We start from the raw sequence: 25,906 nt of genomic DNA, 5'->3' as shown, positions 1-25,906 counted from the left end.
CACACCCTCCCGGCGCCCCACGCCGGACATGATCTTGGTGAATTGGGCCGCTCTCCCCGGGCGGCCTATTTTTTTGCCCGGGCGACAGCTCAACCCAGCCAGTCGAGCGTGAGCAGCAGGCGGCGCTCGCCGGGTGCCGGCAACGGCGAGCGGTGGATGATGCCGGAGCCAAGATTGCCGGCCCATTTCTCACCCTTGAACAGGCCTACGTCACCCGCCGCCATCTGGCGGATCTCCGCCCGGCTGGCCGGTTCGGCCGCCGCGTCGCCCAGCCGCGCGCGGGCCATGGCCCACTCCTCCAGCCACTGGCTGGCGGGCCCCGCATAGGTGGTGACCAGACGCAGCGGTACGTGATCGACGTGGAAGCGCGGGCACATGGCCTTGTCCAGGCTGCGCAGGCGCAGGCCGATACGCTGCGCGCCGGTCAGGCAGGCGAAGGCTTCGGCCAGCCATTGCAGGTCGCTGCGAAACAGCGTGCAACCCTCAAGCATGGCGTACTGGCGCAGCAGGTCGCCCAGCTCGACGCGCTCCTCGAGCACATCCAGGCTCTGCGTCAGGTCCAGCGGCTGGGCGCTCAACCAACCGGCAAAGGTGCTGATCTCCGGGTACAGCGTGCGTTGCCAGACAGCCAGATTGACGTCTTCCTTGAGCACTTCGGCGAGCACCTGCGGATCGCCGCCAAGCACCTGCCGCGGCCAGGCCGGGGTTTCGAGGGCGAGCATCAGGCGCCGGCCTCCCAGGGTTCGAAGGGATCGGACAGGCGCTTCCAGACGGTGGTGCCGGCGGCCATTTCCTCGTCATCCAGCAGGCAATGGTCCAGTTCGCCGAACAGCCGCTGGAAGTCCAGGTTCTGCCCGATGAATACCAGCTCCTGGCGGCAATCGCCGCTGTCCTCGCGCCAGTGGCGCAGCACGCTCTGCAGCTCGGTGGTGTCCTGTGGCCAGTGTTCGCGCGGGACAAAGCGCCACCAGCGTCCGGCCAGGCCGTGGCGCATCAGGCCACCGGCCTGGGACCAACTGCCCGCCTCGCGGTAGCGGCTGGCGAGCCAGAAGAAGCCCTTGGAGCGCAACAACCGGCCGTTGCTCCAGGGCCGGGCGAGAAAGTCATGAAAGCGCTGCGGGTGGAAGGGCCTGCGCGCCCGATAGACGCTGGAGGAAATGCCGTAGGCTTCCGTCTCCGGCAGGTGCTCGCCGCGCAGCTCCTTGAGCCAGCCCGGCGCTCGCTCGGCGCGCTGGAAGTCGAAGCGGCCGGTGTCGAGGATGCGCGCCAGCGGCACCTGGCCCATGACCATGGGCTGGATATCGGCGTCGGGATTGAGCCTGCGCAGGATCGCCAGCAGCTCGTCGCGCTCGGCGCTGCCGATCAGGTCGATCTTGCTCACCAGGATCACGTCGGCGAACTCCACCTGCTCCACCAGCAGGTCGCTGAGCGAGCGCTCGTCGTCCTCGCCCAGGGTTTCACCCCGTTCGGCGAGGCTGTCGGCGCCCTGGTAGTCGGCGAGGAAGTTCAGCCCGTCGACCACCGTGACCAGCGTGTCCAGCCGAGCCAGGTCCGACAGGCTGCGGCCCTGCTCGTCGCGGAAGGTGAAGGTCTCGGCCACTGGCAGCGGCTCGGAGATGCCGGTGGACTCGATCAGCAGATAGTCGAAGCGGCCTTCGCCGGCGAGGCGGCTGACCTCTTCCAGCAGGTCTTCGCGCAAGGTGCAGCAGATGCAGCCGTTGCTCATCTCCACCAGGCGTTCCTGGCCGCGGTTGAGGCTGACGTCGCGCTGCACCTCGCGGCCGTCGATGTTGATTTCGCTCATGTCGTTGACGATGACCGCGACCTTGAGATTCTCGCGGTTCTTCAGGACGTGGTTGAGCAGCGTGCTCTTGCCGGCGCCAAGGAAGCCGGACAGCACAGTTACGGGAAGTGGCGCATTCATCACGGTGGGACTCCAGGGAAATCAGGCTTCGCGGACGTGCAGTTCGCGCCGTTCCTGGCGCTCCTTGGCCTCGATGCACAATGAGGCGGTGGGGCGCAGCAGCAGGCGGCGCAGGCCGATCGGTTCGCCGGTTTCCTCGCACCAGCCGTAGTCGCCCCGGGCCAGGCGCTCCAGCGCCTGGTCGATCTTGTCGAGCAGCTTCTTCTCGCGCTCCAGCAGACGCAGTTGCCACTGGCGTGCCTCCTCGCGGCTGGCGACATCGGCCTCATCGCTGGCCCGCTCGGTGTCCTGCAACGCCTGGAATTCCTCGTCGATGCGCCCCTGCAACTCGTCACGCTGGTCCAGCAGCAGCGCGCGGAAATAGCCCTGTTGCGCCTCGCTCATGTAGGCCTCGCCGGGCTGGGCAAGCAGTTCCTGTTCGGTCATGACCGTCTCCGGAAGGGCGTGATCTTTATGTTATATTATAACGATGCATTGCCCGCAATCGGGAATCGACAGCCGCCCGACGACGTGCGATACCGATGTTCCGCTCCACCCGCCCGCCGAGACCTTCGATGCTGCGCCGCGCCCTGCTGCTCTGCCTGTTCGCTCCCTTCGCCCACGCCAGCGGTTCCGCGCCACTGCCTTTTCCCGGCGAGGAACCGGCGCGCTGCGCCTGGTCGGCTTCGGTGCTGGCCTGCATGGACGGTTCGGGGAATCTCTACAGCGTCGCCACCCAGGGCCACGACACCTACCTGCGCGGCTTCGAGGCGAGCAGCGGCCGGCGCTGGGCGCAGACCGGCACGCGCTACGGCAGCCTGACCTTCTTCAGCGGAGTGGCCAGCGACGGCCAGGTATGGGTCGGTACCAGCCGCGGCATCGGCTGGACCAACGTCAGCCGCTTCAGCAGCTCGTCAGGCGACAGCGCCCGGCTGACCTGCGGGCGCGTGAGCGGCTGCAAGCAGCAGGAGCGCTGAAGAACCCATTGCGGGATCGCCGGGAAGCAAATACGTTATATTATAACAATTGCCAGCCGTGACCCGCCCATGACCACCCTGCTTCCCGACATCGCCTGCCAATCCACCCGCCTGCCCATCCCGCTCGACTGGGTCGGCATGCAGGGCATCGCCGTGCCGCTGCGTATTGCCAGCGAGCGAGTCGCCGCATACGCCGACGCCGGTGTCAGCCTCGACGAAGCCGATGCGCGCGGCATCCACATGTCGCGGCTGTATCTGGCGCTGGAAGCACTGGCAGAAACCGAGCTTTCGCCGATGCTGCTACGTGACCTGCTCAGACAGTTCCTGCGCAGCCACGCGCAGCTGTCCCGACGCTCCAGCCTGGCACTGCGTTTCGACCTGATGCTGCGGCGCCCGGCGCTGGTCAGCCCGCTGAGCGGTTGGAAGCGCTACCCCTGCGAGATCCACGCGCAACTGGAAGACGACGCGATGCAACTGGAGCTGCGCTTGACCCTGCCTTACTCCTCGACCTGCCCCTGCTCGGCGGCGCTGGCGCGCCAACTGATCCAGGAGCGTTTCGACGCCGACTTCGCCGGCCGCCCGCTGAAAGCCAGCGAGGTACGTGCCTGGCTCGGCAGCTCGCAGGGCATAGTCGCCACGCCGCACAGCCAGCGCAGCGAGGCCCGGCTGCACCTGCGACTCGCCCCAGCCGCGACGGCATTCGCTTTCAGTGAGCTGATCGATCACGCCGAAGACGCCCTTGGCACCGCCGTGCAGACGGCGGTGAAGCGTGCCGACGAGCAGGCCTTCGCCCTGGCCAACGGGCAGAACCTGATGTTCTGCGAGGACGCCGCACGCCGGCTGCACCGGGCGCTGGTGCCGCGAGAAGAGGTGTCGGGCTTCGAGGTGCGTGTGGTGCATGCGGAAAGCCTGCACGCCCACGATGCGGTGGCGGTGAGTCGCTGGGAACGCGACTAGGCGGCGAGGTCCAGCGCCAGGCGGATCTGGTCGCGGCACTGGATGCCGCTTTCGAAGATCGGCTCGGGGTAATGCCGCACGAAGTAATCCGGATCGATACCGACGATGCGGAAGCCGACCCGCTGGTACAGGCCGAGCTGCGCCAGGCTGGAGTTGCCGGTGGCAATGGTCAGGCGCTGCAGCCCGGCGTCGCGCGCCTGCTCGATGGCGGCCAGCAGCAGGCGACGGCCCAGGCCACGCTCCTGCCATTCATCTTCCACCGCGAGGCTGGTGATCTCGGCGACGCCGGGTTCGCGCGGCGTCAGCGTGAGGACGCCGCGCACGGAGTCCGCTTCGTTCAGCGCCAGCAGGCGGGAGTCGTACAGATAGCTCTCGATCTGATCGCGACTGGGGTCGGCCTTGAGCAGCAATGACCAGGGCGCCTGTGCGGGCGACAATTCGACGAGGGACAGGTCCGGGAAGAAGTTCACCATGATTCATCTACCAAAGAGCCAGTGGGGACAGGGGGTTTAGCTCCCCGTGCTCCTCGATGCAAGCTTTTTGCCCCGCGCCAGAAACGCATCGAGCCCGCCGAAGCGGGCCCGATGCAGGGGCAGAAAAGACTCAGGAGTAGATATCGCGCCGGCTCCAGGGCACCTCCTGGCCGCCATCCGCATAGGGCTTGCTGGCGAGAATCTGGTGCAGGTTGATCCAGCCCTTCTTGAAGCCATAGGCGCAACCGGCCAGGTACAGGCGCCAGATGCGCAGGGCCTGGTCGGGCACCAGCTTTGCCGCCTCGGCCAGCTTCGCTTCGAGGTTGGCGCTCCAGAAGTCCAGGGTGCGCGCGTAGTGCAGGCGCAGGCCTTCGACGTCGACCACTTCCAGTCCCGCCTCGCTCATGCGCGCCACGGCCAGTGACAGGTGCGGCAGCTCGCCATGGGGGAACACGTAGCGGTCGATGAAATCCCCGGCGCCGCGCCCCACCGGACGGCCATCGGTATGGCTGGAGGTGATGCCGTGGTTCATCACCAGCCCACCCGGGCGCACCGCATCATACAGTTGCTGGAAGTAGAGCCCGAGGTTGGCGTGGCCGACGTGCTCGAACATGCCGACGCTCACCACCTTGTCGTAGCGGCCGTCACGCGGCAGGTCGCGGTAGTCGAGCAGCTCCAGCGTCACCTGGTGTTCCAGACCCTCGGCCTTGACCCGCTCGCGACCGAGCTTGAGCTGCTCCTCGCTGAGGGTAATGCCGTGCACCTGCACGCCAAATTCTCGCGCGGCCAGGCGCGCCAGCCCGCCCCAGCCGCAGCCGACATCGAGCAACTTCTCGCCCGGCTTCAGCCGCAGCTTGCGGCACAGGTGGCGCAGCTTGGCCAACTGGGCCGTGGCCAGGTCCTCGGTGCCGGTCTCGTAGTAGGCGCACGAGTACACCATCTCCGGGTCGAGCCAGAGCTGGTAGAACGCATTGGACAGGTCGTAGTGGTAATGGATGGCCTCGGCGTCGGTGGCCTTGTCGTGGCTTTCGCGAACGTAGTGGGCATCGCCGTCGTCGTCGTCGCCCAGCGCGCTGCTCAGGGCATCGGCAGTGGCGATCACTTCACCGATCGGCCCCTCGATGTCCATACGCTTCTCGACGTAGGCGCGACCGAGGATATCGAGACTGGGATGGGTGATCTCAGCCAGCAGGGTCGGATCGCGAACGACGAGCGTCACCTGCGGATCGGGCCCAAGGTCGAAAGCCTGGGCCTCGCCGATGCGGATACGCAGCGGCAACTGCAGGGACAGCAACTCAGAGGGCAGGTTGGCGTTCATGCATACCTCCTGGTCACAGGGCTGAAAAACTATAGACCAGCGCACCCATAGTCTTCCCCTATGGCCTGGCCCGCATAAAAACTATCGTGGCGCCGGCCACCGCGGGACGTGCCGGTTCCTTTGCATTGGAGCCCATGGCGAAGGTGTGCGTTCCCGGAAATCCGCAGGCTGCAATGGAAGAATAGTTCGCTACGCAAGCGTAGCAGCGGATTCGGGAAGCATCCTTGTCAGCACCGAGATAGAGCCTTTACTGCCCCGCAACGATGACGCTGCTGTGACAGATGGCCGTTGCATTGCACTACACTGGGGGCCCTCCGCCCGCCTCCCGGACGGAGATCCTCTGAAGTGAAGGGGGCTGTCTTGACTACCTTTTCCGAGCCGCGACCGGCAGTCCGCACCGTGCTGGTGGGGCTGATGCTGGCGATCTTCCTCGGTGCGCTCGACCAGACCATCGTCGCCGTGTCCCTGCCGGCGATCTCCGCCGGCTTCGGCGACTTCGACCTGCTGGCCTGGGTCATCTCCGGCTACATGGTGGCGATGACCATCTCCATGCCGATCTACGGCAAGCTCGGCGACCTCTACGGCCGCCGCGTGCTGATGCTCTTCGCCATCGCCCTGTTCACCTTCGCTTCGCTGCTCTGCGGCGCCGCCCAGAGCATGGAGCAACTGGTCATCGCGCGAGTCCTGCAGGGCATCGGTGCCGGTGGCATGATGTCGGTGAGCCAGGCGATCATCGGCGACATCGTCCCGCCCCGCGAACGCGGCCGCTACCAGGGCTACTTCAGCAGCATGTACGCGGTGGCGAGCATCGCCGGCCCTGTGCTGGGTGGGCTGCTCACCGAATACCTGTCGTGGCGCTGGGTGTTCCTGATCAATCTGCCGGTGGGACTGGTCGCCCTCGCGGTATCCCGCCGGTCCCTGCGCGGATTGCCGGTGCCGGGGCGTAAGCCGGTGATCGACTACCTCGGCACCATGCTGATGATCGCCGGCCTGGGCAGCCTGCTGCTGGCGATCACCGAGGTCGGCCAGGGCGCACGCTGGAACGATCCGCAGATGCTGGCGCTATTCGCCGCCGCACTGGTGCTGGTCGCGCTCTTCGTCGTGCAGGAACGCCGAGCGCCGGAGCCGCTGGTGCCGATGCACCTGTTCGGTATTCGCGCGGCCACCCTGAGCTGGCTGATCAGCTTCTTCGCCAGCTTCCAGGTCATCTCGCTGTCGGTGCTGGTGCCGCTGCGCTTCCAGTCGGTGACCGGCGCGGGCGCCGACAGCGCCGCGCTGCACCTGCTGCCGCTGGCCATGGGCGTGCCCATCGGCGCGTATTGCTGCGGCCGTCTCACGGCGATCATAGGCCGCTACAAGCCGCAGATCGTCGGCGGCGGACTGTTGATGCCGCTGGCGATTGCCGGCCTGGCGCTGACGCCGCCGAGCGCATACTTCCTTTCAGGGGTCTGCATGCTGCTCACCGGCATTGCCGCCGGCACGCAATTCCCCACCAGCCTGGTGGCGGCGCAGAGCGCGGTCGAGACCAAGCACCTGGGCGTGGCGACCAGCAACATCACGCTATTCCGCTCGCTGGGCGGGGCGGTGGGGATCGCACTGATGTCGGCCCTGCTGCTGGCGATGCTGCAACCGCTGGCAGGCGACGCCGGCCATGGCCTGTCGGCCAGCGCCCTGCTGGCCAGCCTGAGCGGCGACGGCCATGAAGCGCAGCGGCTGGTGCTGGATGGGGTATTCGGGCACCTGTTCCTGATCAACGCCGGGTTCGGCGCCCTGGCCCTGTTGATCGCCCTGTCGCTGCCCGACCACGCACTGCGCGGCCGGAGCAACGATTAGCGAATGGCGCGGGTCAGTCCTCGTCGTTGAGGTAGCTGACCTTGCGCAGGTCCGGCAGCAGCAGGCAGACCAGCAGCGCCACGCCGCACATGACCGAGACATAGATGTAGAACACGTCCTCCATGCCGATGCTCTTCAGTCCCAGCGCAGCGTACTCGGCGGAGCCACCGAAGATGGCGTTACCCACCGCGTAGGAAAGGCCCACGCCCAGGGCGCGGATCTGCGGCGGGAACATCTCCGCCTTGATCAGGCCGCTGATCGAGGTGTACAGGCTGACGATGGCCATGGCCAGGATGATCAGGCCGAACGCCGCATAGGGGCTGCTGACAGTCTTCAGCGCCGCGAGGATCGGCCAGGTGCAGAGCATGCCGAGCGCGCCGAACCAGAGCATGGACGTCTTGCGGCCGATGCGGTCGGACAGAGCCCCAAACAGCGGCTGCATGCACATGTAGCAGAACAGCGCGAAAGTCATCACGCCGCTGGCCACCTTGGCGTCCATCCCGGCGGTGTTCACCAGGTACTTCTGCATGTAGGTGGTGAAGGTATAGAAGATCAGCGAGCCGCCGGCGGTGAAGCCGAGCACGGTGAAGAAGGCGCGCTTGTGGTGGGTGAAGAGCTCGGTGAGGGTGCCCGACTCCTTGCGCTTGAGGTTGGCTTCCTTGGCTGTCTCGTTCAGCGAGCGGCGCAGGTAGAAGGCGATCACCGCGGTGATGGCGCCGACCACGAAGGGAATCCGCCAGCCCCATTCCTTCAGCTCGTCGGTAGTCAGCAACTGCTGCAGGATCACCACCACCAGCACGGCGAGCAACTGGCCGCCGATCAGGGTCACGTACTGGAAGGAGGCGAAGAAGCCGCGCTGCCCCTTGAGCGCCACTTCGCTCATGTAGGTCGCGCTGGTGCCGTACTCGCCGCCCACCGACAGCCCCTGGAACAGCCGCGCGAGCAACAGCAGCGCCGGCGCCGCGACGCCGATGGTGGCGTAGGTCGGCATCACCGCGATGGCCAGCGAGCCGCCGCACATCATCAGCACCGAGATCATCATCGCGGTCTTGCGGCCCTTCTTGTCGGCGATGCGGCCGAACAGCCAGCCGCCGATGGGGCGCATCAGGAAGCCGGCGGCGAAAACCCCGGCGGTGTTGAGCAACTGCACCGTCGGATCGTCCGAGGGGAAGAAGGCGTGGGCGAAGTACAGGGCGGTGAAGGCGTAGACGTAGAAGTCGAACCACTCCACCAGGTTGCCCGACGAGGCGCCGACGATGGCGAGGATGCGCGAGCGGCGCTCGTGGGCGGAATACTGCGGTGCGGCAGGTGCGTTCATGGGGATTCTCTTGTCGGTTTAACTGCATCCCGGACGTGAGGACGGAACTCCCTCGCCGCCCTTGCCAGCGAATTGCCGCCAGGCATTTTTCACTGACACAATCAGAAACAGTATAGACGCTTCCGATAGCCGGCTAACGAAATTCGCGGCCTGGACCGGGCCTTTCGGTTCGAATATCGGACACTCACAAACGCGCGTTTGTCGTTTCCGATTGACCGGCCAGTAGCCAGCTTCTATCGTTGGCCCGCTCCCCACCCTGCGGGAGACTTGTCAGGTACCCCTCGCAGGGCCGGAGCCCGACCTTGTCCACAAGACAAGGTCGATTTCCATTCCCCTCGTGTAGCGGCTCAAGCCGCCTGGCCTCGGTGCCCCGTCCACACCCCCGGACGTGCAGGCACCGGGGGAATGTTGATCTTCCCCCCACACTCCCTTCTCGAATTCCAGCACCCCGAAACGAAAAAAGGCCCCCGAAGGGACCTTGTGGGATGCAAATAAAGCTTCATCCTAACCCTAAAAACAGAGAGAAACGTCGCGCGCTCTCCTATTCATAAAAAATCCCTTTTATATCAGTATGTTGTGAGCACTTACACCCGAGACTGGATCGTTTTGCCTTTCATGGGAGAATGATTAAGGGCGCTAAAGTATCATCCTAATTTTCGCCCAGGCTCGAAAAATACGGTAAATGGTGAAAATAAAGATTCATCCTTTTCCGATGTTGCCCGTTCCAACACGTAAGCAGTCAGTCAGAAAAAACACATAGATCCAATCCCTAGCGAGCATTGAGCTCTCTCATCCGTGCCAACTGCTCCAACCCTTGGACGCCCTAAATGCTTACCCAAAAAAATCAACACCTTCTTTTAAAAACACAATCAAAAATGACACCCTTATATCCATTTAACCTAAACAGCCTTCCCCCCACTGCACTAGCTAGGGCTCGTAGTTCGGCGCAAGGCTGAAGTCGCTTGGCTGCTTCGCTGTGCAGATCCATGACCCACTTTCCATCAAACTCCCGGTTGTAGTTCCACAAGCATCTCGCGAGTCTTGCCGGCCCGCTCCACTAACAAGACCACAACATCTCCAACGTTCTTGTCGTCTAGCCGGGCCTGTAATGTGGTGACGTCGTCGACGGCGATACCGTCGATGCTGATAACGCGATCGCCGGGCACGATGCCGCCTGCGGTGACCTCGACGCCGACGAGCCCGGCCCTGTGCGCCGCCGAGCCCGGCGTCACGCGCAATACGAATACGCCCTTACTGCCGGTCAGCGCCTGCAGACGCGCGTTGAGCTGCTCATCCACCTCGATGCCCAGCGCCGGACGGATGTACTTGCCGGTCTTTATGAGTTGCGGCACCACGCGCATGACGGTATCGACCGGCACCGCAAAGCCGATGCCGGCCGAGGCGCCAGACGGACTGTAGATGGCGGTATTGATGCCGATCAGCCGCCCAGCCGAATCGAGCAGCGGGCCACCGGAATTGCCGGGGTTGATAGCGGCGTCGGTCTGGATCAGGTGGTCAATGGCCGGGCCACTGGCGTCGCCGGAAAGGGTGCGGTCAAGCGCCGAGACGATGCCGGTGGTGAGCGTCCAGTCGAGCCCGAAGGGATTGCCAATGGCAAAGACCTTTTGCCCCACCTTGAGATCGGCACTGGTGCCCACCGGCACCGCCGGCGGGCGCTTGAAGCCGACGCCAATCTTGAGTACCGCGATGTCGTGCGCAGGACTGGCGCCAACGAGCGCAGCCTGATAATCGCGACCGTCGGCCAGTTTGACCGTGGCAGACGATGCCCCCTGGATCACGTGGAAGTTGGTCACCACGTGGCCGGCATCGTCCCAGATGAAGCCGGAGCCGGTGCCGCGCGGCACGGAAAAGACATTGCGCGACCAGACGTCACGCACTAGTTGTGCCGTGGTGATGTAAACCACCGACCCGCGCGATTTTTCGAACAGCTCGATGGTGGTTTTTTCGTCGGCGGCCAGGTCGCCGCGCGGCGTCACCGTGCGCTCCTGCGTTTCGTGGGGACTGAACCAGGCTTCGATGGCGGGCAGGAACTGCCACAGCAGCATGAGTGCGGCGATGCAGCCAGTGATGACGAGCCAGCGCCGGATGAAGCGGTCCGGCGCCGGGCGGCTGTAGGGGTCGGGGTAGGTCACGTCATTCTCCATGTTGAAATCAGCGCCAAAGGCCGCCGGTGCGCCAGCGTGGCGGACGTGGTGATACGGTCACCTCGGGGACGAAACGGGCCGATGGAAACGGCGGCATCGCGGGCGGCGGAGCAAGTTCCAGCAAGCGCTCAATGCGTTCAGCCGTCGCCGGATGCGTGCGCAACCAGGAGGGTTCCGGATTGCCCCATCCGGGCAGCAGCCAGGCGCGCCAGGAGCGGCTCACCCGCTCGATCTTGGCGAGCGCCGAGGCCAGCCCGTGCGGGTCGCCGGTCAATTCGGCAGCGAGCCGGTCGGCGTCGAATTCGCGCACCCTGGACAAGCCCAACTGAGCCAGCAAGGCTAGCTGTGGCGCGACCGCCAGTAGAAGCAACGCGGGCCAATTGACTTCCGTGACTCCAAGCAATAGCGCTGGCAAGCTGAGCACGATCGCAAGCTGCCCCAACAAGGCTAGAAGATGGGTGAGCCGGCTGATGGAATCGGCCAAGCCCATGACACGCAAATCCTCGTTCGCAATATGCGCGATTTCGTGGCCGAGCACGCCGGTCAACTCGCGGGGCGTGAGGCTACGCAGCAGGCCGTCGGTCAGCGCGATGGCCGCGTGATGCTTCGAACCGGTGGCGAAGGCGTTGACGACCCCGCTGGGCACGTAGTGCGGTACCGGCACGGCAGGCAGCCCGGCCCGCACCGCCAGTTCGCGCAACACAGCCCAAAGATCGGGCGCTTCATCCGGGTGCAGGGGGCGTGCGCCATACAGCCGCAAGGTCAGCCCGGAGGCGGCCGCCGGTTCGAGCAGCAGGGTGAACCCCGCGGCCGCAAGCGCCAGCCAAAGCCCGCCGTCACCCAACAGCAGGCTGCCAGCGACGGCGGCAATCCCGAGCAGGGTCAGCACCAACAGCGCGGTTTGCAGGCGATTGAGCCAGCGATGCCGCGCGCCGACATTCTGCGCGTGGCGCAGATCACGACTGATCATCTGAGCTTTCCCCGGCTGTCCGGTCATCGCGCTCGCGCAGCAGCCAGTAAGTCGCCCCGAGGGCCAGTGTCGCGCCTGCGAGCGCCGCGACCTTGGCGGGGCCGGTCTCCGGGTCGAGGATCACGAATTTACGCGCCAGGGCGATCAGCCCGATCAGGATCACCGTCTTGACCTGGATGATGCTGTCGCGCCGCAAGGCCACCCGCACGATGGAATGCTTGAACTCCATGGCGATGAGCAGCGTCATGATCATGCCGAACACGGTCTGGAAGACCTTGTGATCGAGCGGATTGAACGCATCAATGATCAGCAGGCTGAAGACGATCGAGATCAGCTGCAGCAGCGAGACCACGATAATCACGGCAATGATTGCGGACAGCGCGAGCGCGATCACCTGTTCGAAGCGCTCGTAGAACGTCATCACTGCCCATTGGGCGCGAAATGTTTTGATCGGGTCTGCTTGCTTTTCCTTCATCGCCACTCCTCTCAATTCTGAAATACTTGTGCACCCACAACTTGGTTGCGCCCTTGTCTTTTTGCCTGGTAGAGCGCGCTGTCCGCCTGCTGCATCACCTGCTCGACAGAGTGCAAACGGGGGTCAAGGAGAGCCTCCCCCCATGCTGGCGCTATAGCTGATCGACACCTCTCCACACACCACCGCTGTCGCCGCAGTGTCCTGACGAAATCGCTCCGCCCATACTTGGGCGTCTTCTATCGATGCCGCTTCCAACAACACAGCGAATTCCTCCCCCCCAATCCGGGCAGCCATGTCGGTTGCGCGAACATGTTCCCTCAACCGTGAAGCAAAGTGCTTGAGCACCTCATCGCTGCATCCGTGTCCATAGGTGTCATTGATACGCTTGAAGTGATCGATGTCGCAGAGCACAAGTGCTGCTTGTATCTCGGGGCTGCGTTTTAGGCGCTCCCATTCCAGCTGTAATCGTTCGTTAAAAGCCCGCCGGTTCGACAAGCCGGTCAAGGGGTCGGTGATCGCCATACGCAGCAACTGCTGCTCCATTTCCTTGCGAGAAGAGATGTCGAGCAGAGTGCCGACTATCAGTTGCCTGCCCGCGCCACCCAGCCAACGGCCGCGATCCAGCACCCAAATCCAAACGCCAGATCGATGACGAACGCGGTACTCGCACTCCAATCGCTCCGACGGGTTTTCTTGGTAAGCGCGCACCTTTGCCAGAGCGACCGGCAAATCCTCCGGGTGAGTACGCGCTTGCCATGCGGCATGGGTGGCGCCAACCTCCTCGTCGGAGGTCAAGCCGAACATCGCCAGACTGCGGGCAGAAAGCCTGAAGCTGTCGGTAGCGATATCCCACTCCCAGAATCCCAGCCCTGCGCCCTCCAGGGCGATGGCGATCCGTTCCTTGTCATCGATTTGCGCTTGTTGGCGATGCTTCAGCTCGTCACGCCTCTGGCGATTGGTACGAACAAAACGCCATAGCGCAACCGCCATGCCAATATTGGCAAGTAGCGACACCATCAGCCAAATGGTCGGCCCGTTCATGGTCTATCCCCACCTGACTCACTGAGTGTCTGCCGTAATTCCTCGATCCGGTGGTCGACTTGGTCGGCGTTGATGCCCAACATCAACAGTACCTGCTCGGCCAGTCCCAGTCCCGCAGCCAGGTACAACGGGTACAGTCTGACATTGGGCAGATTACGCAAAAGCTGGGCATCCGTTACGCGCTCAGTGGCCACCACCACGGACAAGCTCAGGCGGCGATCGAGAACCGCCTGAGCGATACGCAGGGCCGTCTGCGGACGGGCAAACGTCAGCACCACCAGGCGGGCATGGGCCAATCCGGCGGCGGCCAGGGTGTCGAGCCGACTGGCATCGCCATACGACACCGGCGCCCCCATCGCACGCCCCGCTTCGACCCGTTGGCGGTCCGATTCCAGCAGCAAATGCGGTATGCCTGCCAGGCGCAGCGTTCGGCTCAGCAGCAGCCCGACGTCATCCGCCCCACAGATGATCACATGGTCGCGTAACGACCGCGCCCGCTCGGCGACTTCGCCTTCTTCGGCCTGCGGTGGCTGACCGAGTGCGCCCGAGCGGCTGAAAGCCCGCGCCCATCGGTCATGGTGTCGGATCAGGAGCGGTGCCAACCCCATGCTCAACACCAGCGCCACCAGCATCGGTTGCACCATGGTGGCGGCGATCAGGTGCTGCTGCATGACCATGCCCAGGAGCAGCAGCGCAAACTCGCCGCCATGACCCAGCACGATGCCTGCGCGCCAGGCGTCGAGCGCCGACAGGCGGGTTGCGCGCAGCGCCAGAAAGTTCAGCCCCATCTTGAGAGGCACCAAGGCCAACAGCCAACCCAGTACCGCCAGCGGTGCGGCCACGATCTGCGCGGTGTCCAGCTGCAGGCCAATGGTCACGAAGAACAGGCCCGACAGCACATCACGAAAGGGCTTGAGGTGGCTTTCCATGTGGTGCCGGAAGTCGCTCTCGCCCAGGACCATGCCGGCGAGAAAGGCCCCCAGGGCGGCGGATACGCCGACGGCGTGTGCAGCAGCGGCTGCCGCCACGACCACGCACAAGGAGACCAGCACGAAGGATTCTTCGTGGCCCTGCCGCGCCACCCAGCCCAGCAGGCCATGCAACAGACGACGCGAGGCAACCGCCGCTGCCGCGAACAACACCAGCACGCCCAACACTTCGAGCAGCACGCTCTCGATCTTCGGCGAGTCGCCGCGCGCCCAGATCGCCAGCAGGGCCAGCAGGGGCACGCTGGCCAGGTCCTGAAAGACCAGCACGGCGATGGCACTGCGGCCGTGGCGGGTGGTGAGCTCGCCTTGGTCGGCCAGCTGTCGGCTGACCAGCGCCGTGGACGACATGGCCGCTGCGGCGCCGAGCAGTGCAGCGCTCTGAGCTGGCTGACCCAACCCGATCAGCACCAGGGTCAGTGGCGCGGCCACGACGACCATCTGCAAGCTGCCGGACGCCAGTACGGTCTTGCGAGTGAGCCAGAAGTGCCCCAGCGAGAATTCCAGTCCGACCATGAACAGCAGCAGGACCACACCCAGTTCGGATATGAAAGTCAACGCCTCTCCCGGCGCGATCACACCGCTGACCGAGGGGCCCAGCAAGGCGCCGACGGCGAGGTAACCCAGCAAGGCGGGTACTCTGAACGCCGCCGTCGCCACCACCGCGAGGCTGCACGCCGCCAGCAGGATCAGGGTAGTGCCGAGCAAATCCTGCATCGGTCAGCGTCCCACCTGTGCAGAGGCCCAGCGCACGATGTCCTGCGAGCCCATGGCGCCTGCCTGGCGGGCGATCTCACGTCCGCCCTGGAACAGGGCGAGCGTCGGAATGCTGCGGATACCGAACTGGGCGGCCAGGTGGGGTTCTGCCTCGGTATTGACCTTTGCCAGCCTGACCCTGGGTTCGAGCTGGCGCGCCGCTTGTTGGAACTGCGGGGCCATCATCTTGCACGGCCCGCACCAAGGTGCCCAGAAATCGACCAACAGTGGCAGGTCGCTGCGCTCCACGTGGCGCGAGAACGTCGCCGTGGTCAACTCGATGGGTTCGCCCGTGAACAAGGGCTGCTGGCAGCGGCCGCAGTTGGGATGTTCCGATAGCTTCGCAGTCGGTACGCGGTTGATGGACTGGCAATGCGGGCAGACGAGGTGAAGATCATTCTTCATGGTTCGCCTCCTTGGACCACAGTGAGGCTGCCGCGCTTCGGGTCACAGACAATGCCGACCAATCAACGCCTTGGAGCCAATCGTTCCCGTGTTTGCTTACTCCGGCCTCTTCCAAATGAGCAGCGATGAACGCTTCGGCCTGCATCAGCCACCTTTGGACAGTATCTTCCTTACTAGGAATCAGCAGGATTTCAGAGACGCTGCTGGCATCCAGCCCGTCCACACGGATAAGCAGAAAAATGCGCCGCCACAAACGCGGCATACCCTTCATCAGGTCAAATGCAAAAGCAAACTCGCTCGACCGATCAATCAGCTCCTCCTGTTCCGCGATCGTTGCGGCATCGGGATGCTGACTGCCAGCGAAGATATCGGCCAGCTTGAGTGTGTCATCGGGCTGATAAAATTCGAAGATTTCCTCTTCCACCATGGCCTCGGCGACGTCCTGGGCATCCGGTTCGACCGGCGCGTCCAGAGAAACGAATTCGCCAAATTGCCGGCTGCTTGCCACTTCGTTATCCAGGACGGCGAACAGATGCTTCAAAAGACCGGTGTAAGCCGCTTTTTCTTCCGGCACGGATTGCCATTCCACCTCAGCTTGGACAATCGCTTCATCCACCACGTCGCGCAGCGTCGGATAATCGCGCGGTAAATCGCCGACGGCCCGCAGATAAGCCAGCTCACGCCTTGCGACAGCCTCAAGTTTCGACAGTAGAGGCATTCGGGTCGCCTCGGCCTCATGGGCGGCTGATGCGGGTTTTGCGGCAATCCGCACCTTGAGCTCGCGCAAGCGCTCGCGTCGTGCTTTGCGCTTGATTTGATCCTGAGCATGCAGTCGGTCAAAATGCTTCTTGGCCTGACGGAACAACGACTGTGCGAGCATCTGCGCGAGGGGCGTCAGCTCGTCATGTGATGCAGTAACGCTGACAATCTTTTTGCCGGGCAGGTGCATATAGCCACTGGCCAGAAATTGCCGCTTGATCTTGTCGCGATCAAGGACGATTTGAAGTTGCGCTGAATCTTTAGTGTGTTTGTCGAGCAATGGCTTGAGGGCGTGCTCGATCACATTTCCCAAAGCTCTCTGCCAAGGTTCATGAAACTCTTTGTCGATAGCTCGATAGCCATATTGCATCTGCATGTATGACTCCTTCGATGTCATTTCTATGGAGGTATGAATCGAGGATGCTCATATCCATAGAATTTAGTTTGACCCGCTCTTATCCCTGGCGCGTTTTGCGAAGACGCCAACTCAAGAACAAAAGCGTGACACCATAGACTGCCGCATAGAAGCCCAACAGCCAGCCTGCGGCCAGGAATGACTCGACCGGACGGGAAAAAAATATCCACAAGACGATAGCGCCAAGGACAATCGAGAGCAGTCCACTGAAGGCAAGCCAAATTTCACCCTTGATTTCTTGACGCAGCCGAACGGCGGCGGATATCTCCAGCACACCGGTGAAAATCGCCCAGAAGCCCACGCTAGCCCATAAAAAAGAAGCCAAGACTATCGTGGCGACCCAAGGAGCAACCAGGACGACGACGCCCGTAAGTATGCCGACAATGCCGCTGAACAGCAGCCAGCCCCAGCGCTCTTTTTTCTGGATATGGCGCACCGCTGCAACCAAGTTGAAAGCGCCATTGACCAAGGAAAATGCGCCGAACATGATGGTCATGGCCAACAGAGCCGATTGTGGCATCCAGAACGCAAGGGCTGCAAAAATCAATGCCACGACACCGCGCAGCACAAAAAGCCACCAATTTTGGCTCAGCGAACACAGTGCTTTGGTGGGGTCATCCGCATTGGAATTAGCGATGGTGTCTGTGTTCATGCAATATCTCCTAAAGATCTAATGGGGTGAAAAAGCAAACACTCCTGAGCCAAGAGAGGGGCGCGACGCGCCCCTCTTACGCCCTATCCAGCGGTTTCAAAACAACTTGGACAGCTTTGCCTTGATTTCATCGAGCCAGCCTTTTCCGCCGCCTCCCCCAGCCGTCTTTTGCTTGACTTTCTTGAGTTCAGCATACAGGGGCTCAAAGTCCTTCTTCTTTCCATAGCCCAGCAGTTCTGCCATTTCCAACTGCTGCCGCGCTTCGTTCAATAATGTCTCCAGGCGCTCATTGGACGCTTCGCTCCGCTGACCATCTTCTACCAAGGTCTCGGCGCGCTTCAGGAGCAGCTTCGCACGCAGGACGGGCAGCGGAAGCACGCTGCGCTCCTCGACCAGCGTACTGAGCGCTGACTGCAGCGCGGCTTTGGCTTCTTCGATCTTGCCCTGATCGATCAGCGGCACGACTGACTTCACGGCTGCGGGATAGGACGCCAGAGGGATGTTGGTGACCGCGATCACGATTTCACTGGCCAGCAAAGCCAGCACGTGACGTGCCTGTTGCACCTCGCCATGTTTGAGGGCATCCAGCGCCTCGTCGGTCATCGCCTCAATGGTTTGCGTGTTGGCGAACAAGTCGTGCACGATGGTGCGCACATCAACGGGGGCCAGGGCGAGCGTGGGTTCGCGTGCAACGATCAGCTCCAGCTTTCCCGTCACTTCGGCCAGCGTTGCCAGTGCTCGCGCGGATTCTTTTTCGTCCAGGGCCGCCAGCGCTGATTTGGTCAGCGCCAAGGCCGAGACGGCCTCATCGAGGACTTGTTTACGTTTGTCTGCCGCCTGCGAGTCCGTTTCCTTCTGAACCTCAGGCTGTACCTCCGTGACGACTTCAGCCTTGGCCTCTGGACTGACAGGAAGGCTGCTTACCGCGGCCTGTTCGTTTATTTCTTTGTTCGTCGCATTGGGATTCGATGTTTGCTCATTCATGGTGATATGCCTCGTATGAGTTAGTGAAAATAGGCGAATCTATTGGGGCTGACTGCGAACATCGCGAGACTGACCGACAGAGCAGTCAGCCCCTTCATCACCTCAAAACAGCGTTTGGATGCGCGTCTTCAACTCGTCGAACCATCCCTTGCCGCTTTTGCCACCAGCCGACTTTTGCTCAATGGACTTCACCTGATCGAAGATGGGTTTGAAGTCCTCCTTCTTGCCATAACCCAGGATTTGCGCCAGCTCGATCTCCGTGCGCACGGACGACAGCAAGGTGCTGAGCTCCTCGTTCTGCTTGGCATCGCGCTTGTCAGTCTCGGCCAGCTTTTCAGCTTTTGCTATCGCGGCTTCGGCCCGTAGCACGGGCAGAGGGAGTACAACTTGGGTGACCACCAGCGTGTTCAGTGCTCGGGCGAGCTCTGCTTTGGCTTCGTCGATCTTGCCGCTGTCGACGAGCCGTGCAGCCGACTTGATCGCTGCCGGGTACGTTGCCATCGGCAGGTTGTCGGTTTCGATCACGATTTCGCTGGCAAGATTGGCAACAATGGGCCGTGCCTTTTGCACCTCGCCATCATCCAACAACTCCCGAGACAACTTGACCGCTTTCTTGACCGATTCCACGTCGGCGTGGATGTCATGGGTGATGACGCTTACATCGACGGGCGCCAAAGCAAGTTTTGGCTCACGCGCCAATACCAGTTCCAGCTTTCCGGTGGCCAGTTCCAGCGCAGCGAGCGCCTCCTTGGTCTTATTTGCATCAAGGAGGGTCAAAGCCTCCTGGGTCTTGGTGAGCGCCGTGATGGCGTCCTGAGTGAGCTCGGCACGCTTTTTTTCGGCTTCCTGGGCGGCCTTGTCGTCTACTTGTGGCTGCGCCGCCTTGGATGCGGCAGAGGGTGCTGCAGCACCTGGGCTAGAACCTGCCGCTGATTGGGCCAGAGCCGGTCCGCTCAGTCCGACGACGACCGCCAGGGCAAGTGCGGAGAAGATGTATTTTGGCTGTTTGATATTCATGATCTTGGGCTCCTAATTAAAGTTAGTTGACTGAGATTTCAATCTGTTTCGGTTTGGCTTGCTCGGCCTTGACAAGCCGCACTTCCAGCACGCCGTCTTTCATGGAAGCCGTCACCTTGGTCGGATCAACGTTGTCAGGCAAGACAAAGCTGCGCACAAAGCGGCCATACGCACGTTCGATGCGGTGGAACTTCTTGCCCTGCTCCTCTTTCTCCAGTTTGCGCTCGCCGCTGATGGTGAGCACACCGTTTTCCGCGCTGACGCGCACGGCATCCTTGGGGACCTCCGGCAGATCCAGTTTGAGGATGAATGCGTTCTCATCCTCGCTGATGTCCACCATTGGCGCCCAGTCCGCCGTGGTCATGGCTTCGTTGCTGGTACGGGCGCCCTGTCGCTGGGGTGTCCGTCCCAACATCGTCGCCAGGCGGTCTTGCAATTCATCCAGTTCCCGGAAGGGGTCCCACGGAGTCAATGCAGACATATCGGTTCTCCTTGAACAATGCCGACGAATTGGATGACGCACTGAACAGAGCCGTCGGTTTACTCTGAATGGCACCTACTACTGTTTTCAGTTCCGAACAAGTCCTTGAGTCAATTGACGGATATCGCTTTCGTCGAGCGTTTCCCGCGCCAGCAGCTCGCGCGCACAGCGCTCCAGCACCGCGCGGTTGATGTCGAGAATCCGGTAGGCGCGCTCGAACACGCCCATCACGATGTCGCGGATAGCCTGATCGATGCGCGCCTGGGTCGATTCGGCCACCCGGCAACCGCCGTGGGCCAACTCGGGCGTGTCGAGGAAGCGCGGCCGCTGCGCCTCGAAGGCGATGTAGCCCAAGCCTTCGTCCATACCGAAGCGGGTGATCATGTCGCGGGCGATGTCGGTGGCCCGCGCCAGGTCGTCGGCCGCCCCTGTGGAGAGTTCGCCAAACACCAGCTTCTCGGCCGCGCGTCCGCCCAGGAGCACGGCGATCTTGTGTTCCAGATCGCTGCGCGTCATCAGGAAACGGTCTTCGGTCGGGCGCTGCAGGGTGTAGCCCAAGGCGCCGATGCCACGCGGGATGATGGAAATCTTGTGCACCGGGTCAGTGCCCGGCAGCGCCAGCGCCACCAGCGCATGGCCCATCTCGTGATAGGCCACGGTCTCGCGCTCCTTGGGGTTGAGCACGCGGTTTTTCTTTTCCAGCCCCGCCACGATGCGCTCGATGGCGGCGGTGAAGTCCTGCAGCTCCACGGCCTGCGAGCGGCGGCGCGTCGCGGCCAGCGCCGCCTCGTTGACCAGATTGGCCAGATCCGCCCCCGAGAAGCCGGTGGTCAGCGCGGCCACCTGCTCGAGGTCGACCTCGGGTGCCAGCGTGACTCTCTTGACATGCACCTTCAGGATGTCGAGCCGGCCCTTCTTGTCGGGGCGGTCCACCAGCACCTGGCGGTCGAAGCGGCCGGCGCGCAAGAGCGCCTGATCGAGGATTTCGGGCCGGTTGGTCGCGGCCAGAATGATGAGCCCCACGGAGGCATCGAAACCGTCCAACTCGGTCAGCAACTGGTTGAGCGTCTGCTCGCGTTCGTCATGACCGCCGATCGGGCCGCCGACGCCGCGCGCACGGCCCAGCGCGTCGAGCTCGTCGATGAAGATGATGGCCGGCGCCTGGCCGCGGGCCTGCTCGAAAAGGTCGCGCACCCGCGCCGCGCCCACGCCGACGAACATCTCGACGAATTCCGAACCCGAGATGGAGAAAAACGGTACGCCCGCTTCACCGGCGACCGCCTTGGCCAGCAAGGTCTTGCCGGTGCCGGGCGGCCCCACCAGCAGCACACCCTTGGGGATGCGCGCCCCGAGACGGCCATAGTCCTGCGGATTCTTCAGGAAATCGACGATCTCGACCAGCTCCGCCTTGGCCTCATCCACCCCCGCGACATCGGCGAACGTCACACCGGTGTTCTTTTCCACGAACACCTTGGCGCGGCTCTTACCGATGTTGAGAAACCCGCCCATGCCCTGCTTCTCGGCGAAGCGGCGGAACAGGAAGAACCAGACGCCAAAGAAGGCTACCGCTGGCAGGATCCACGACAGCACATCGCGCAGCCAGGTGCTCTCCAACACGCGGGCATAGGGCACGTCGTACTTCGACAGGCGATCGGCAAGATCGGGTTCGACCCTCGTTGCCACGATCGTCGTCTTGCCCCGGCTGTCCGGCGACTTCAGGCGCCCGGTCACCGTACGATCCGACACCAGCACTTCGGCCACGCGACCCTCGGCCAGCGCCTTCTCGAACTCGCTGTAGGGCACCGGCTCGACGGTTTTCGCCGTCTGCCAGTAGCTCTGCAAACTCAACAACAGCAGGAGGGCAACGATCCAGTAGCCGGTATTCCATTGATTCTTTTTTTCCATGGGCCGTGTTCCTCGAAAGTCGAGTCGCCATCAGGTGAACAGACGGGCTGCGCCGTCACGCAAACGGATGGCCAGCGAGCGGGAGGGCAGTGCCGCCGCTGATGAGCAGCCCCCACGGCGTGGCCGACCGCGGATCACGCTTGTAGACGACCGCGTGACCCGCGGCCACGACCGCCACCGCGATCGAGGCCAGGGAGGCTGCCCATGCCAGGCCGATGGGATCGGACACGGCAGCCTCTCCCAACATTAAGACGCGTCGCTCGCCGACTTCTTCTTGCGAGAGCCCTTACCCGCGTCGCCATGCGGCGCCTCGGCCGCCTTCGCGGCATCCGGCTGCTCTGGCTCGGCCGGAGTCTGCGGTGACTCATGGCGTTCGAACACCACCCGTTCGGCCTTGTCGTCCCAGCGGGCGCTGGCGTGATCGCCCTTGCCGATACCGCCACCCAGCATCTCGCGCGCTAGTGCCGTCTCCAGCTCGCTGCGGATCAACCGCTTGAGCTCACGCGCGCCGAACTCGGGCTTGTAGCCTTCCTCCGCGAAGTGGTCGATCAAGGTCTGATCGAAGGTCAGCGTCACGCCCTGGCTGGCGGCGTTGCGGGCCACACGATCGAGCTGCAGGCCGACGATATGGCGGATCTCCTCCTTGCCCAGCGCATGGAAGACGATGATCTCGTCGATGCGGTTGATGAACTCGGGGCGGAAGTGTCCGCGCAGCACGTCCATCACCTCGGACTTGGTCTTCTCGTATTCCTCGCCGGCGGCGCTACGGGCCTTCAGCCGACGCTGGATGATGTCCGAGCCCAAGTTCGAGGTGGCGATGATGATGGTATTGGTGAAATCCACCACCCGGCCCTTGCCGTCGGTGAGCCGCCCGTCGTCGAACACCTGCAGCAGGATGTTGTAGACGTCGGGGTGAGCCTTCTCGATCTCGTCCAGCAGCAACACGCTGTAGGGCTTGCGACGCACCTTCTCGGTGAGCTGGCCGCCCTCGTCATAGCCCACATAACCCGGAGGCGCGCCCACCAGGCGTGCCACGGTATGGCGTTCCCCGTACTCGGACATGTCGATGCGCAGCAGCGCACCTTCATCGCCATAGATGGACTCGGCCAGCGCCTTGGCGAGCTCGGTCTTGCCCACGCCGGTCGGCCCGAGGAACAGAAAAGTCGCCACCGGCTTGCCGCCTTCGCGCAGCCCCGCGCGCGACAACCGCACGGCATCGGCCACCGCGCGCACCGCTTCGTCCTGGCCCACCAGGCGCTCGTGCAGCCGCTGTTCCAGATGCAACAGCTTCTCGCGTTCTTCCACCGTCAGCTCGTTGACCGGAATGCCGGTCAGGCGCGAGACGATCTGCGCGACATGCTCGGCCTTGACTTCGGCGCTGCCCGAGGCGCGCTCGCGCTCCCAATCTTCGATGAGCTTCTTGAGTTCGGCCTCTTTTGCCTCGATGCGCTTGCCCAGCTCGGCGGCCTTGTCGTACTGCTTGCGCGAGGCCATGTAGTCCTGCTCACGCCGCAACTGGTGCAGTTCGGACTCCAGCTCTTGTACGGCCACTGGGCGAGCCGTGGCCGACAGCTTCACGCGTGCGGCCGCCTGGTCAAGCAGGTCGATGGCCTTGTCAGGCAAAAAGCGCGCGGTGATGTAGCGGTCCGACAACTCGGCGGCGGCGATGATCGCATCCTCGGTGATGCTGACCTTGTGGTGCGCCTCGAAGGTGTCGCGCAGGCCGCGCAGGATCATCATGGTCTGCGCTACCGTCGGCTCGGGCACCATCACCGGCTGGAAACGACGCTCCAGCGCGGCGTCCTTCTCGATGTACTTCTGATACTCGTTGAGCGTGGTGGCGCCGATCAGGTTCAGCTCGCCGCGCGCCATCATCGGCTTGAACACGTTGGCCACGTCCAGCCCGCCTTCGCCGCCACCCTGGCCGGCACCGACGATGGTGTGCACTTCATCGATGAAGAGAATCATCTCGCCCTGGTGCTCGGTCACTTCCTTGAGCACCTTCTGCACGCGCTCCTCGAACTCGCCGCGATACTTGGCGCCGGCCACCATGGCGTTGATGTTGAGTTCCACCAGACGCTTGTCGCGCAGCGTCTCGGGCACTTCGCCGGCGACCATCCGCTGCGCCAGTCCTTCGACAATGGCGGTCTTGCCGACGCCGGGCTCACCGATCAACACCGGGTTGTTTTTCTTGCGCCGGGCCAGCACCTCGATGGTGGTCTCGATCTCCTGCGCACGGCCGATGACCGGATCGAGCTTGCCCTCGCGCGCCATCTTGGTGAGGTCGCGCGAATACTTGTCGAGTTCTGGCGTGTTGGTCGGCGTCTCGGCGCGGCCATCCTCGGCGCCTTTGCCGACCACCTTGCTGACCTGTTGGCGCAGCGCCTGCGGCGTCAGGCCGTAGCGGCGTAGCAGGTTGGCGGCCAGCCCTTCGCCTTCCTCGGTCAGACCGATCAGGAAATGCTCCGGACCGACATAGGAATGGCCGAGTTCATTGGAGGCCACGAAGGCGCGGCTGAGCGCATCCTTCACGCGCGGCGACACGCCGATCTCGCCCTCGAACGGCTTGTCCCCGCGCTTGGCCTCGGACTCGATCTGCCGCTTGAGGTCATCGACCTTGATTTTGAACTGACCCAGGATGGTCTTGACCACGTCGCTGTCGGCCAGCGCCAGCAGCAGATGTTCGGTATCCACCTCGGAGCGGCCAAATTCGGCAGCGTGTTTGGCGGCCTCTTGCAGCAGGGCTTCCGACTGTTCGCTGATGCGGCTGGCCAGCCCACTGCCGCGCCGGCGCGGTGCACCCGAACCTGCGGCGGCGGGTTCGCCAAACACGGCATCGACCACGTCATCGGTATCGGCGGCAAAGGGCGTCGCGTCGTCGCCGATGCGGAAGAAGTCACTGCCGAGGAAGTCCTCGAACAGGCCGCTGCGCGAGCCGAACAAGGCTTCCAGCGGCGAGACGGTGCGCTTTTGCTGGCGCACCAGTTGGCGGTAATGGTCGTCGCACAACAGCATGGTGCTGTGACGCCCGTTGAGATTGGCTTCCACCCGCACGGTGGCGGGTTGGCCGCAGACCTGGCATTGTTTTCTGGCCATGCTGATGCTCCTGAGAAGGTTGACAAGGTTGAGGCGACGAGGCATCGCGAGCCGCGACACCTCGTCTCGTACCGGGTTTTTCTTGTGACGAACGAGCCGGCGACGTCAGCTGTTGATCGGGATCGAACGTCCCTGCTTCGGCGCGCTGACCTCGCGCTTGTCGATCGTGACCGTGAGCACCCCGTTCTTGAACGATGCCTTGATCGAATCCTGATTGGCGTCGTCAGGCAGGTTCAAGGCGCGGTGAAAGCTGCCGTAGGTGCGCTCCACACGGTGGAAGCCACCTTCCTTCTTCTCCTGTTCCTGGCGCTTCTCGCCACGCACCACCAGCACGTCGTTGTCGAGGGTGATCTGGATGTCCTTTTCCTCGACACCGGGCACTTCCAGGGCAATCTTGTACTGCTTGTCGGTTTCCTGGATGTCCAGGGCCGGCTTCAGCATGCCCGACCAATCGGATGGCAGCCGCGGCATGGCCAGCGCCGGAAAACCGAAGCCCCGGAACGCGTCATCGAACAGCCGGTCGATCTCGCGATGCAGTTGCAGGATCGGGCTGACTGGCCCGCTCGCCGCTGGCAGGTCATTGCGCTGCACCGGCAGGGAAGAGGCGGTCTGCTGCTCTTGCTGCTCGTTCTTGAACCAGTTCCAGGGAGCCAACTTCTTGAAATCGATGTCCATGTCATACCTCCAGAAAAATTGAAAAACGAGTTACTCAAGCCCTTTGCCTGCTGCGACGGGCAGTGCGCCCAGGCGACACGGGCTGCTCGGATGACTTCTGCTGTTCACGCTTGCGCATCACCTCCTTCTTTGCTCCGGCTCGGGTCTGATCATTGATCCACTGATCGATTTCACTTTGACGAAACCGCCACGTCCCGCCCACCTTGAAAGCCGGAATTTCCCCGGGCACGGCGAGCCGATAAAGCGTCCGCTTGCCGACTTTCAAGTACGCAGCCAATTCATCGAGCGTGAAAATCACCTGAAGGTGCGCTTTCATCTCACCCGCTCCAATCGCGTCTCTTTGCG

26 protein-coding genes are annotated in these 25,906 nt (G+C 63.3%); 3 read left to right on the top strand and 23 right to left on the bottom strand.

Annotated elements, in window-relative coordinates; all coding sequences use genetic code 11:
* Positions 1-89: 89 nt before the first annotated feature.
* Genes A9513_RS30855 through dksA form a run of 3 tightly spaced genes read right to left on the bottom strand, consistent with a single transcriptional unit; the run spans position 90 to position 2,350 of the window.
* Positions 90-722 (bottom strand): DUF1826 domain-containing protein, encoded by a 633-nt coding sequence (locus tag A9513_RS30855; protein WP_065086383.1) that lies wholly within the window; start codon positions 720-722, stop codon positions 90-92.
* Positions 722-1,924: a zinc metallochaperone GTPase ZigA gene (gene zigA / locus A9513_RS30850; protein ID WP_065086382.1), complete on the bottom strand. Its 1,203-nt coding sequence runs from the start codon at positions 1,922-1,924 to the stop codon at positions 722-724. Before zigA ends, A9513_RS30855 begins: the two co-directional genes overlap by 1 nt.
* A 21-nt stretch (positions 1,925-1,945) precedes the next feature.
* On the bottom strand, positions 1,946-2,350 hold the full coding sequence (gene dksA, locus A9513_RS30845) for an RNA polymerase-binding protein DksA (RefSeq protein ID WP_024766818.1): 405 nt from the start codon (positions 2,348-2,350) through the stop codon (positions 1,946-1,948).
* Positions 2,351-2,478: 128 nt separating this feature from the next.
* Between dksA and A9513_RS30840 the strand changes: the two genes are divergently transcribed.
* Both A9513_RS30840 and folE2 read left to right on the top strand, forming a co-directional pair.
* Complete coding sequence (locus A9513_RS30840) at positions 2,479-2,880, top strand: hypothetical protein (protein WP_065086381.1); 402 nt, start codon at positions 2,479-2,481, stop codon at positions 2,878-2,880.
* A 69-nt stretch (positions 2,881-2,949) separates the two neighbouring features.
* Positions 2,950-3,837 (top strand): GTP cyclohydrolase FolE2, encoded by an 888-nt coding sequence (gene folE2 / locus A9513_RS30835; protein ID WP_065086380.1) that lies wholly within the window; start codon positions 2,950-2,952, stop codon positions 3,835-3,837.
* Here the strand turns inward: folE2 and A9513_RS30830 are convergent.
* Positions 3,834-4,310 carry an N-acetyltransferase gene (locus A9513_RS30830; protein WP_065086379.1) on the bottom strand — a complete coding sequence of 159 codons (477 nt, stop codon included), beginning with the start codon at positions 4,308-4,310 and terminating at the stop codon, positions 3,834-3,836. The two genes, folE2 and A9513_RS30830, sit on opposite strands and share 4 nt — an antisense overlap.
* A gap of 130 nt (positions 4,311-4,440) precedes the next feature.
* A complete protein-coding gene (cfaB, locus tag A9513_RS30825) occupies positions 4,441-5,628 on the bottom strand; it encodes a C17 cyclopropane fatty acid synthase CfaB (RefSeq protein WP_024766814.1) in 1,188 nt (395 codons plus the stop codon).
* Positions 5,629-5,988: 360 nt separating this feature from the next.
* On the opposite strand from cfaB, the gene A9513_RS30820 reads away from it, so the two are divergent.
* A complete protein-coding gene (locus A9513_RS30820; RefSeq protein WP_065086378.1) occupies positions 5,989-7,461 on the top strand; it encodes an MDR family MFS transporter in 1,473 nt (490 codons plus the stop codon).
* Between the two features lie 13 nt (positions 7,462-7,474).
* On the opposite strand, the gene A9513_RS30815 is transcribed toward A9513_RS30820, so the two are convergent.
* The 18 genes from A9513_RS30815 to A9513_RS30735 form a co-directional block, all read right to left on the bottom strand.
* A complete protein-coding gene (locus A9513_RS30815) occupies positions 7,475-8,779 on the bottom strand; it encodes an MFS family transporter (protein ID WP_024766812.1) in 1,305 nt (434 codons plus the stop codon).
* Positions 8,780-9,780: 1,001 nt separating this feature from the next.
* A complete protein-coding gene (locus A9513_RS30810) occupies positions 9,781-10,932 on the bottom strand; it encodes a S1C family serine protease (RefSeq protein ID WP_003116645.1) in 1,152 nt (383 codons plus the stop codon).
* A 19-nt stretch (positions 10,933-10,951) separates the two neighbouring features.
* The gene (locus A9513_RS30805) at positions 10,952-11,914 is read right to left on the bottom strand and encodes a zinc metalloprotease HtpX (protein WP_065086377.1); all 963 of its coding nucleotides are present in this window, start codon (positions 11,912-11,914) and stop codon (positions 10,952-10,954) included.
* Positions 11,901-12,389, bottom strand: a complete 489-nt coding sequence (locus tag A9513_RS30800; protein WP_004152114.1) for a phosphate-starvation-inducible PsiE family protein — start codon at positions 12,387-12,389, stop codon at positions 11,901-11,903. Before A9513_RS30800 ends, A9513_RS30805 begins: the two co-directional genes overlap by 14 nt.
* A gap of 11 nt (positions 12,390-12,400) precedes the next feature.
* Positions 12,401-12,484, bottom strand: coding sequence for a hypothetical protein (locus A9513_RS36245; protein ID WP_193759561.1), 84 nt, complete (start codon positions 12,482-12,484; stop codon positions 12,401-12,403).
* A gap of 28 nt (positions 12,485-12,512) precedes the next feature.
* Positions 12,513-13,430 carry a GGDEF domain-containing protein gene (locus tag A9513_RS30795; RefSeq protein ID WP_176707302.1) on the bottom strand — a complete coding sequence of 306 codons (918 nt, stop codon included), beginning with the start codon at positions 13,428-13,430 and terminating at the stop codon, positions 12,513-12,515.
* A complete protein-coding gene (locus tag A9513_RS30790) occupies positions 13,427-15,133 on the bottom strand; it encodes a cation:proton antiporter (protein ID WP_065086376.1) in 1,707 nt (568 codons plus the stop codon). The genes A9513_RS30795 and A9513_RS30790 overlap by 4 nt, the downstream gene beginning before the upstream one ends.
* Positions 15,134-15,136: 3 nt before the next feature.
* Entirely contained in the window at positions 15,137-15,577 is a 441-nt protein-coding gene (trx-GI, locus tag A9513_RS30785) for a heat resistance system thioredoxin Trx-GI (protein WP_065086375.1), read from the bottom strand.
* Positions 15,567-16,712, bottom strand: a complete 1,146-nt coding sequence (locus A9513_RS30780) for a hypothetical protein (RefSeq protein ID WP_065086374.1) — start codon at positions 16,710-16,712, stop codon at positions 15,567-15,569. Before A9513_RS30780 ends, trx-GI begins: the two co-directional genes overlap by 11 nt.
* 79 nt (positions 16,713-16,791) lie before the next feature.
* Entirely contained in the window at positions 16,792-17,403 is a 612-nt protein-coding gene (hdeD-GI, locus tag A9513_RS30775; protein WP_023083189.1) for a heat resistance membrane protein HdeD-GI, read from the bottom strand.
* Between the two features lie 96 nt (positions 17,404-17,499).
* Positions 17,500-18,387 carry a heat resistance protein YfdX2 gene (gene yfdX2, locus A9513_RS30770; RefSeq protein WP_065086373.1) on the bottom strand — a complete coding sequence of 296 codons (888 nt, stop codon included), beginning with the start codon at positions 18,385-18,387 and terminating at the stop codon, positions 17,500-17,502.
* A gap of 102 nt (positions 18,388-18,489) precedes the next feature.
* Positions 18,490-19,404 (bottom strand): heat resistance protein YfdX1, encoded by a 915-nt coding sequence (gene yfdX1 / locus A9513_RS30765; RefSeq protein WP_065086372.1) that lies wholly within the window; start codon positions 19,402-19,404, stop codon positions 18,490-18,492.
* A gap of 22 nt (positions 19,405-19,426) precedes the next feature.
* The gene (gene hsp20-GI, locus A9513_RS30760; protein ID WP_048376684.1) at positions 19,427-19,885 is read right to left on the bottom strand and encodes a small heat shock protein sHSP20-GI; all 459 of its coding nucleotides are present in this window, start codon (positions 19,883-19,885) and stop codon (positions 19,427-19,429) included.
* An 87-nt stretch (positions 19,886-19,972) separates the two neighbouring features.
* The gene (gene ftsH, locus A9513_RS30755) at positions 19,973-21,790 is read right to left on the bottom strand and encodes an ATP-dependent zinc metalloprotease FtsH (RefSeq protein ID WP_065086371.1); all 1,818 of its coding nucleotides are present in this window, start codon (positions 21,788-21,790) and stop codon (positions 19,973-19,975) included.
* A 55-nt stretch (positions 21,791-21,845) separates the two neighbouring features.
* Positions 21,846-22,037: a hypothetical protein gene (locus A9513_RS30750; protein WP_023383119.1), complete on the bottom strand. Its 192-nt coding sequence runs from the start codon at positions 22,035-22,037 to the stop codon at positions 21,846-21,848.
* Positions 22,037-24,886: a heat shock survival AAA family ATPase ClpK gene (clpK, locus tag A9513_RS30745; RefSeq protein WP_065086370.1), complete on the bottom strand. Its 2,850-nt coding sequence runs from the start codon at positions 24,884-24,886 to the stop codon at positions 22,037-22,039. Before clpK ends, A9513_RS30750 begins: the two co-directional genes overlap by 1 nt.
* 105 nt (positions 24,887-24,991) lie before the next feature.
* A complete protein-coding gene (gene hsp20, locus A9513_RS30740; protein WP_034126243.1) occupies positions 24,992-25,561 on the bottom strand; it encodes a small heat shock protein sHSP20 in 570 nt (189 codons plus the stop codon).
* 34 nt (positions 25,562-25,595) lie between these two features.
* Positions 25,596-25,877, bottom strand: coding sequence for a helix-turn-helix domain-containing protein (locus A9513_RS30735; RefSeq protein ID WP_065086409.1), 282 nt, complete (start codon positions 25,875-25,877; stop codon positions 25,596-25,598).
* Between the last annotated feature and the right edge of the window lie 29 nt (positions 25,878-25,906).

This window comes from Pseudomonas sp. AU12215 (assembly GCF_001675465.2).
Lineage (GTDB): Bacteria > Pseudomonadota > Gammaproteobacteria > Pseudomonadales > Pseudomonadaceae > Pseudomonas > Pseudomonas nitroreducens.
The sequence above is the reverse complement of the archived record's forward strand: the minus strand, read 5'-3'. Positions and strand labels throughout refer to the sequence as shown.

What these genes read in the sequence shown, in the direction of transcription:
- A9513_RS30855 (WP_065086383.1), bottom strand. Translation starts at nt 722, where the DNA reads ATGCTCGCCCTCGAAACCCCGGCCTGGCCGCGGCAGGTGCTTGGCGGC.
- zigA (WP_065086382.1), bottom strand. Translation starts at nt 1,924, where the DNA reads ATGAATGCGCCACTTCCCGTAACTGTGCTGTCCGGCTTCCTTGGCGCC.
- dksA (WP_024766818.1), bottom strand. Translation starts at nt 2,350, where the DNA reads ATGACCGAACAGGAACTGCTTGCCCAGCCCGGCGAGGCCTACATGAGC.
- A9513_RS30840 (WP_065086381.1), top strand. Translation starts at nt 2,479, where the DNA reads ATGCTGCGCCGCGCCCTGCTGCTCTGCCTGTTCGCTCCCTTCGCCCAC.
- folE2 (WP_065086380.1), top strand. Translation starts at nt 2,950, where the DNA reads ATGACCACCCTGCTTCCCGACATCGCCTGCCAATCCACCCGCCTGCCC.
- A9513_RS30830 (WP_065086379.1), bottom strand. Translation starts at nt 4,310, where the DNA reads ATGGTGAACTTCTTCCCGGACCTGTCCCTCGTCGAATTGTCGCCCGCA.
- cfaB (WP_024766814.1), bottom strand. Translation starts at nt 5,628, where the DNA reads ATGAACGCCAACCTGCCCTCTGAGTTGCTGTCCCTGCAGTTGCCGCTG.
- A9513_RS30815 (WP_024766812.1), bottom strand. Translation starts at nt 8,779, where the DNA reads ATGAACGCACCTGCCGCACCGCAGTATTCCGCCCACGAGCGCCGCTCG.
- A9513_RS30805 (WP_065086377.1), bottom strand. Translation starts at nt 11,914, where the DNA reads ATGATCAGTCGTGATCTGCGCCACGCGCAGAATGTCGGCGCGCGGCAT.
- A9513_RS30800 (WP_004152114.1), bottom strand. Translation starts at nt 12,389, where the DNA reads ATGAAGGAAAAGCAAGCAGACCCGATCAAAACATTTCGCGCCCAATGG.
- A9513_RS36245 (WP_193759561.1), bottom strand. Translation starts at nt 12,484, where the DNA reads ATGCAGCAGGCGGACAGCGCGCTCTACCAGGCAAAAAGACAAGGGCGC.
- A9513_RS30795 (WP_176707302.1), bottom strand. Translation starts at nt 13,430, where the DNA reads ATGAACGGGCCGACCATTTGGCTGATGGTGTCGCTACTTGCCAATATT.
- A9513_RS30790 (WP_065086376.1), bottom strand. Translation starts at nt 15,133, where the DNA reads ATGCAGGATTTGCTCGGCACTACCCTGATCCTGCTGGCGGCGTGCAGC.
- trx-GI (WP_065086375.1), bottom strand. Translation starts at nt 15,577, where the DNA reads ATGAAGAATGATCTTCACCTCGTCTGCCCGCATTGCCAGTCCATCAAC.
- A9513_RS30780 (WP_065086374.1), bottom strand. Translation starts at nt 16,712, where the DNA reads ATGCAGATGCAATATGGCTATCGAGCTATCGACAAAGAGTTTCATGAA.
- hdeD-GI (WP_023083189.1), bottom strand. Translation starts at nt 17,403, where the DNA reads ATGAACACAGACACCATCGCTAATTCCAATGCGGATGACCCCACCAAA.
- yfdX2 (WP_065086373.1), bottom strand. Translation starts at nt 18,387, where the DNA reads ATGAATGAGCAAACATCGAATCCCAATGCGACGAACAAAGAAATAAAC.
- yfdX1 (WP_065086372.1), bottom strand. Translation starts at nt 19,404, where the DNA reads ATGAATATCAAACAGCCAAAATACATCTTCTCCGCACTTGCCCTGGCG.
- hsp20-GI (WP_048376684.1), bottom strand. Translation starts at nt 19,885, where the DNA reads ATGTCTGCATTGACTCCGTGGGACCCCTTCCGGGAACTGGATGAATTG.
- ftsH (WP_065086371.1), bottom strand. Translation starts at nt 21,790, where the DNA reads ATGGAAAAAAAGAATCAATGGAATACCGGCTACTGGATCGTTGCCCTC.
- A9513_RS30750 (WP_023383119.1), bottom strand. Translation starts at nt 22,037, where the DNA reads ATGTTGGGAGAGGCTGCCGTGTCCGATCCCATCGGCCTGGCATGGGCA.
- clpK (WP_065086370.1), bottom strand. Translation starts at nt 24,886, where the DNA reads ATGGCCAGAAAACAATGCCAGGTCTGCGGCCAACCCGCCACCGTGCGG.
- hsp20 (WP_034126243.1), bottom strand. Translation starts at nt 25,561, where the DNA reads ATGGACATCGATTTCAAGAAGTTGGCTCCCTGGAACTGGTTCAAGAAC.
- A9513_RS30735 (WP_065086409.1), bottom strand. Translation starts at nt 25,877, where the DNA reads ATGAAAGCGCACCTTCAGGTGATTTTCACGCTCGATGAATTGGCTGCG.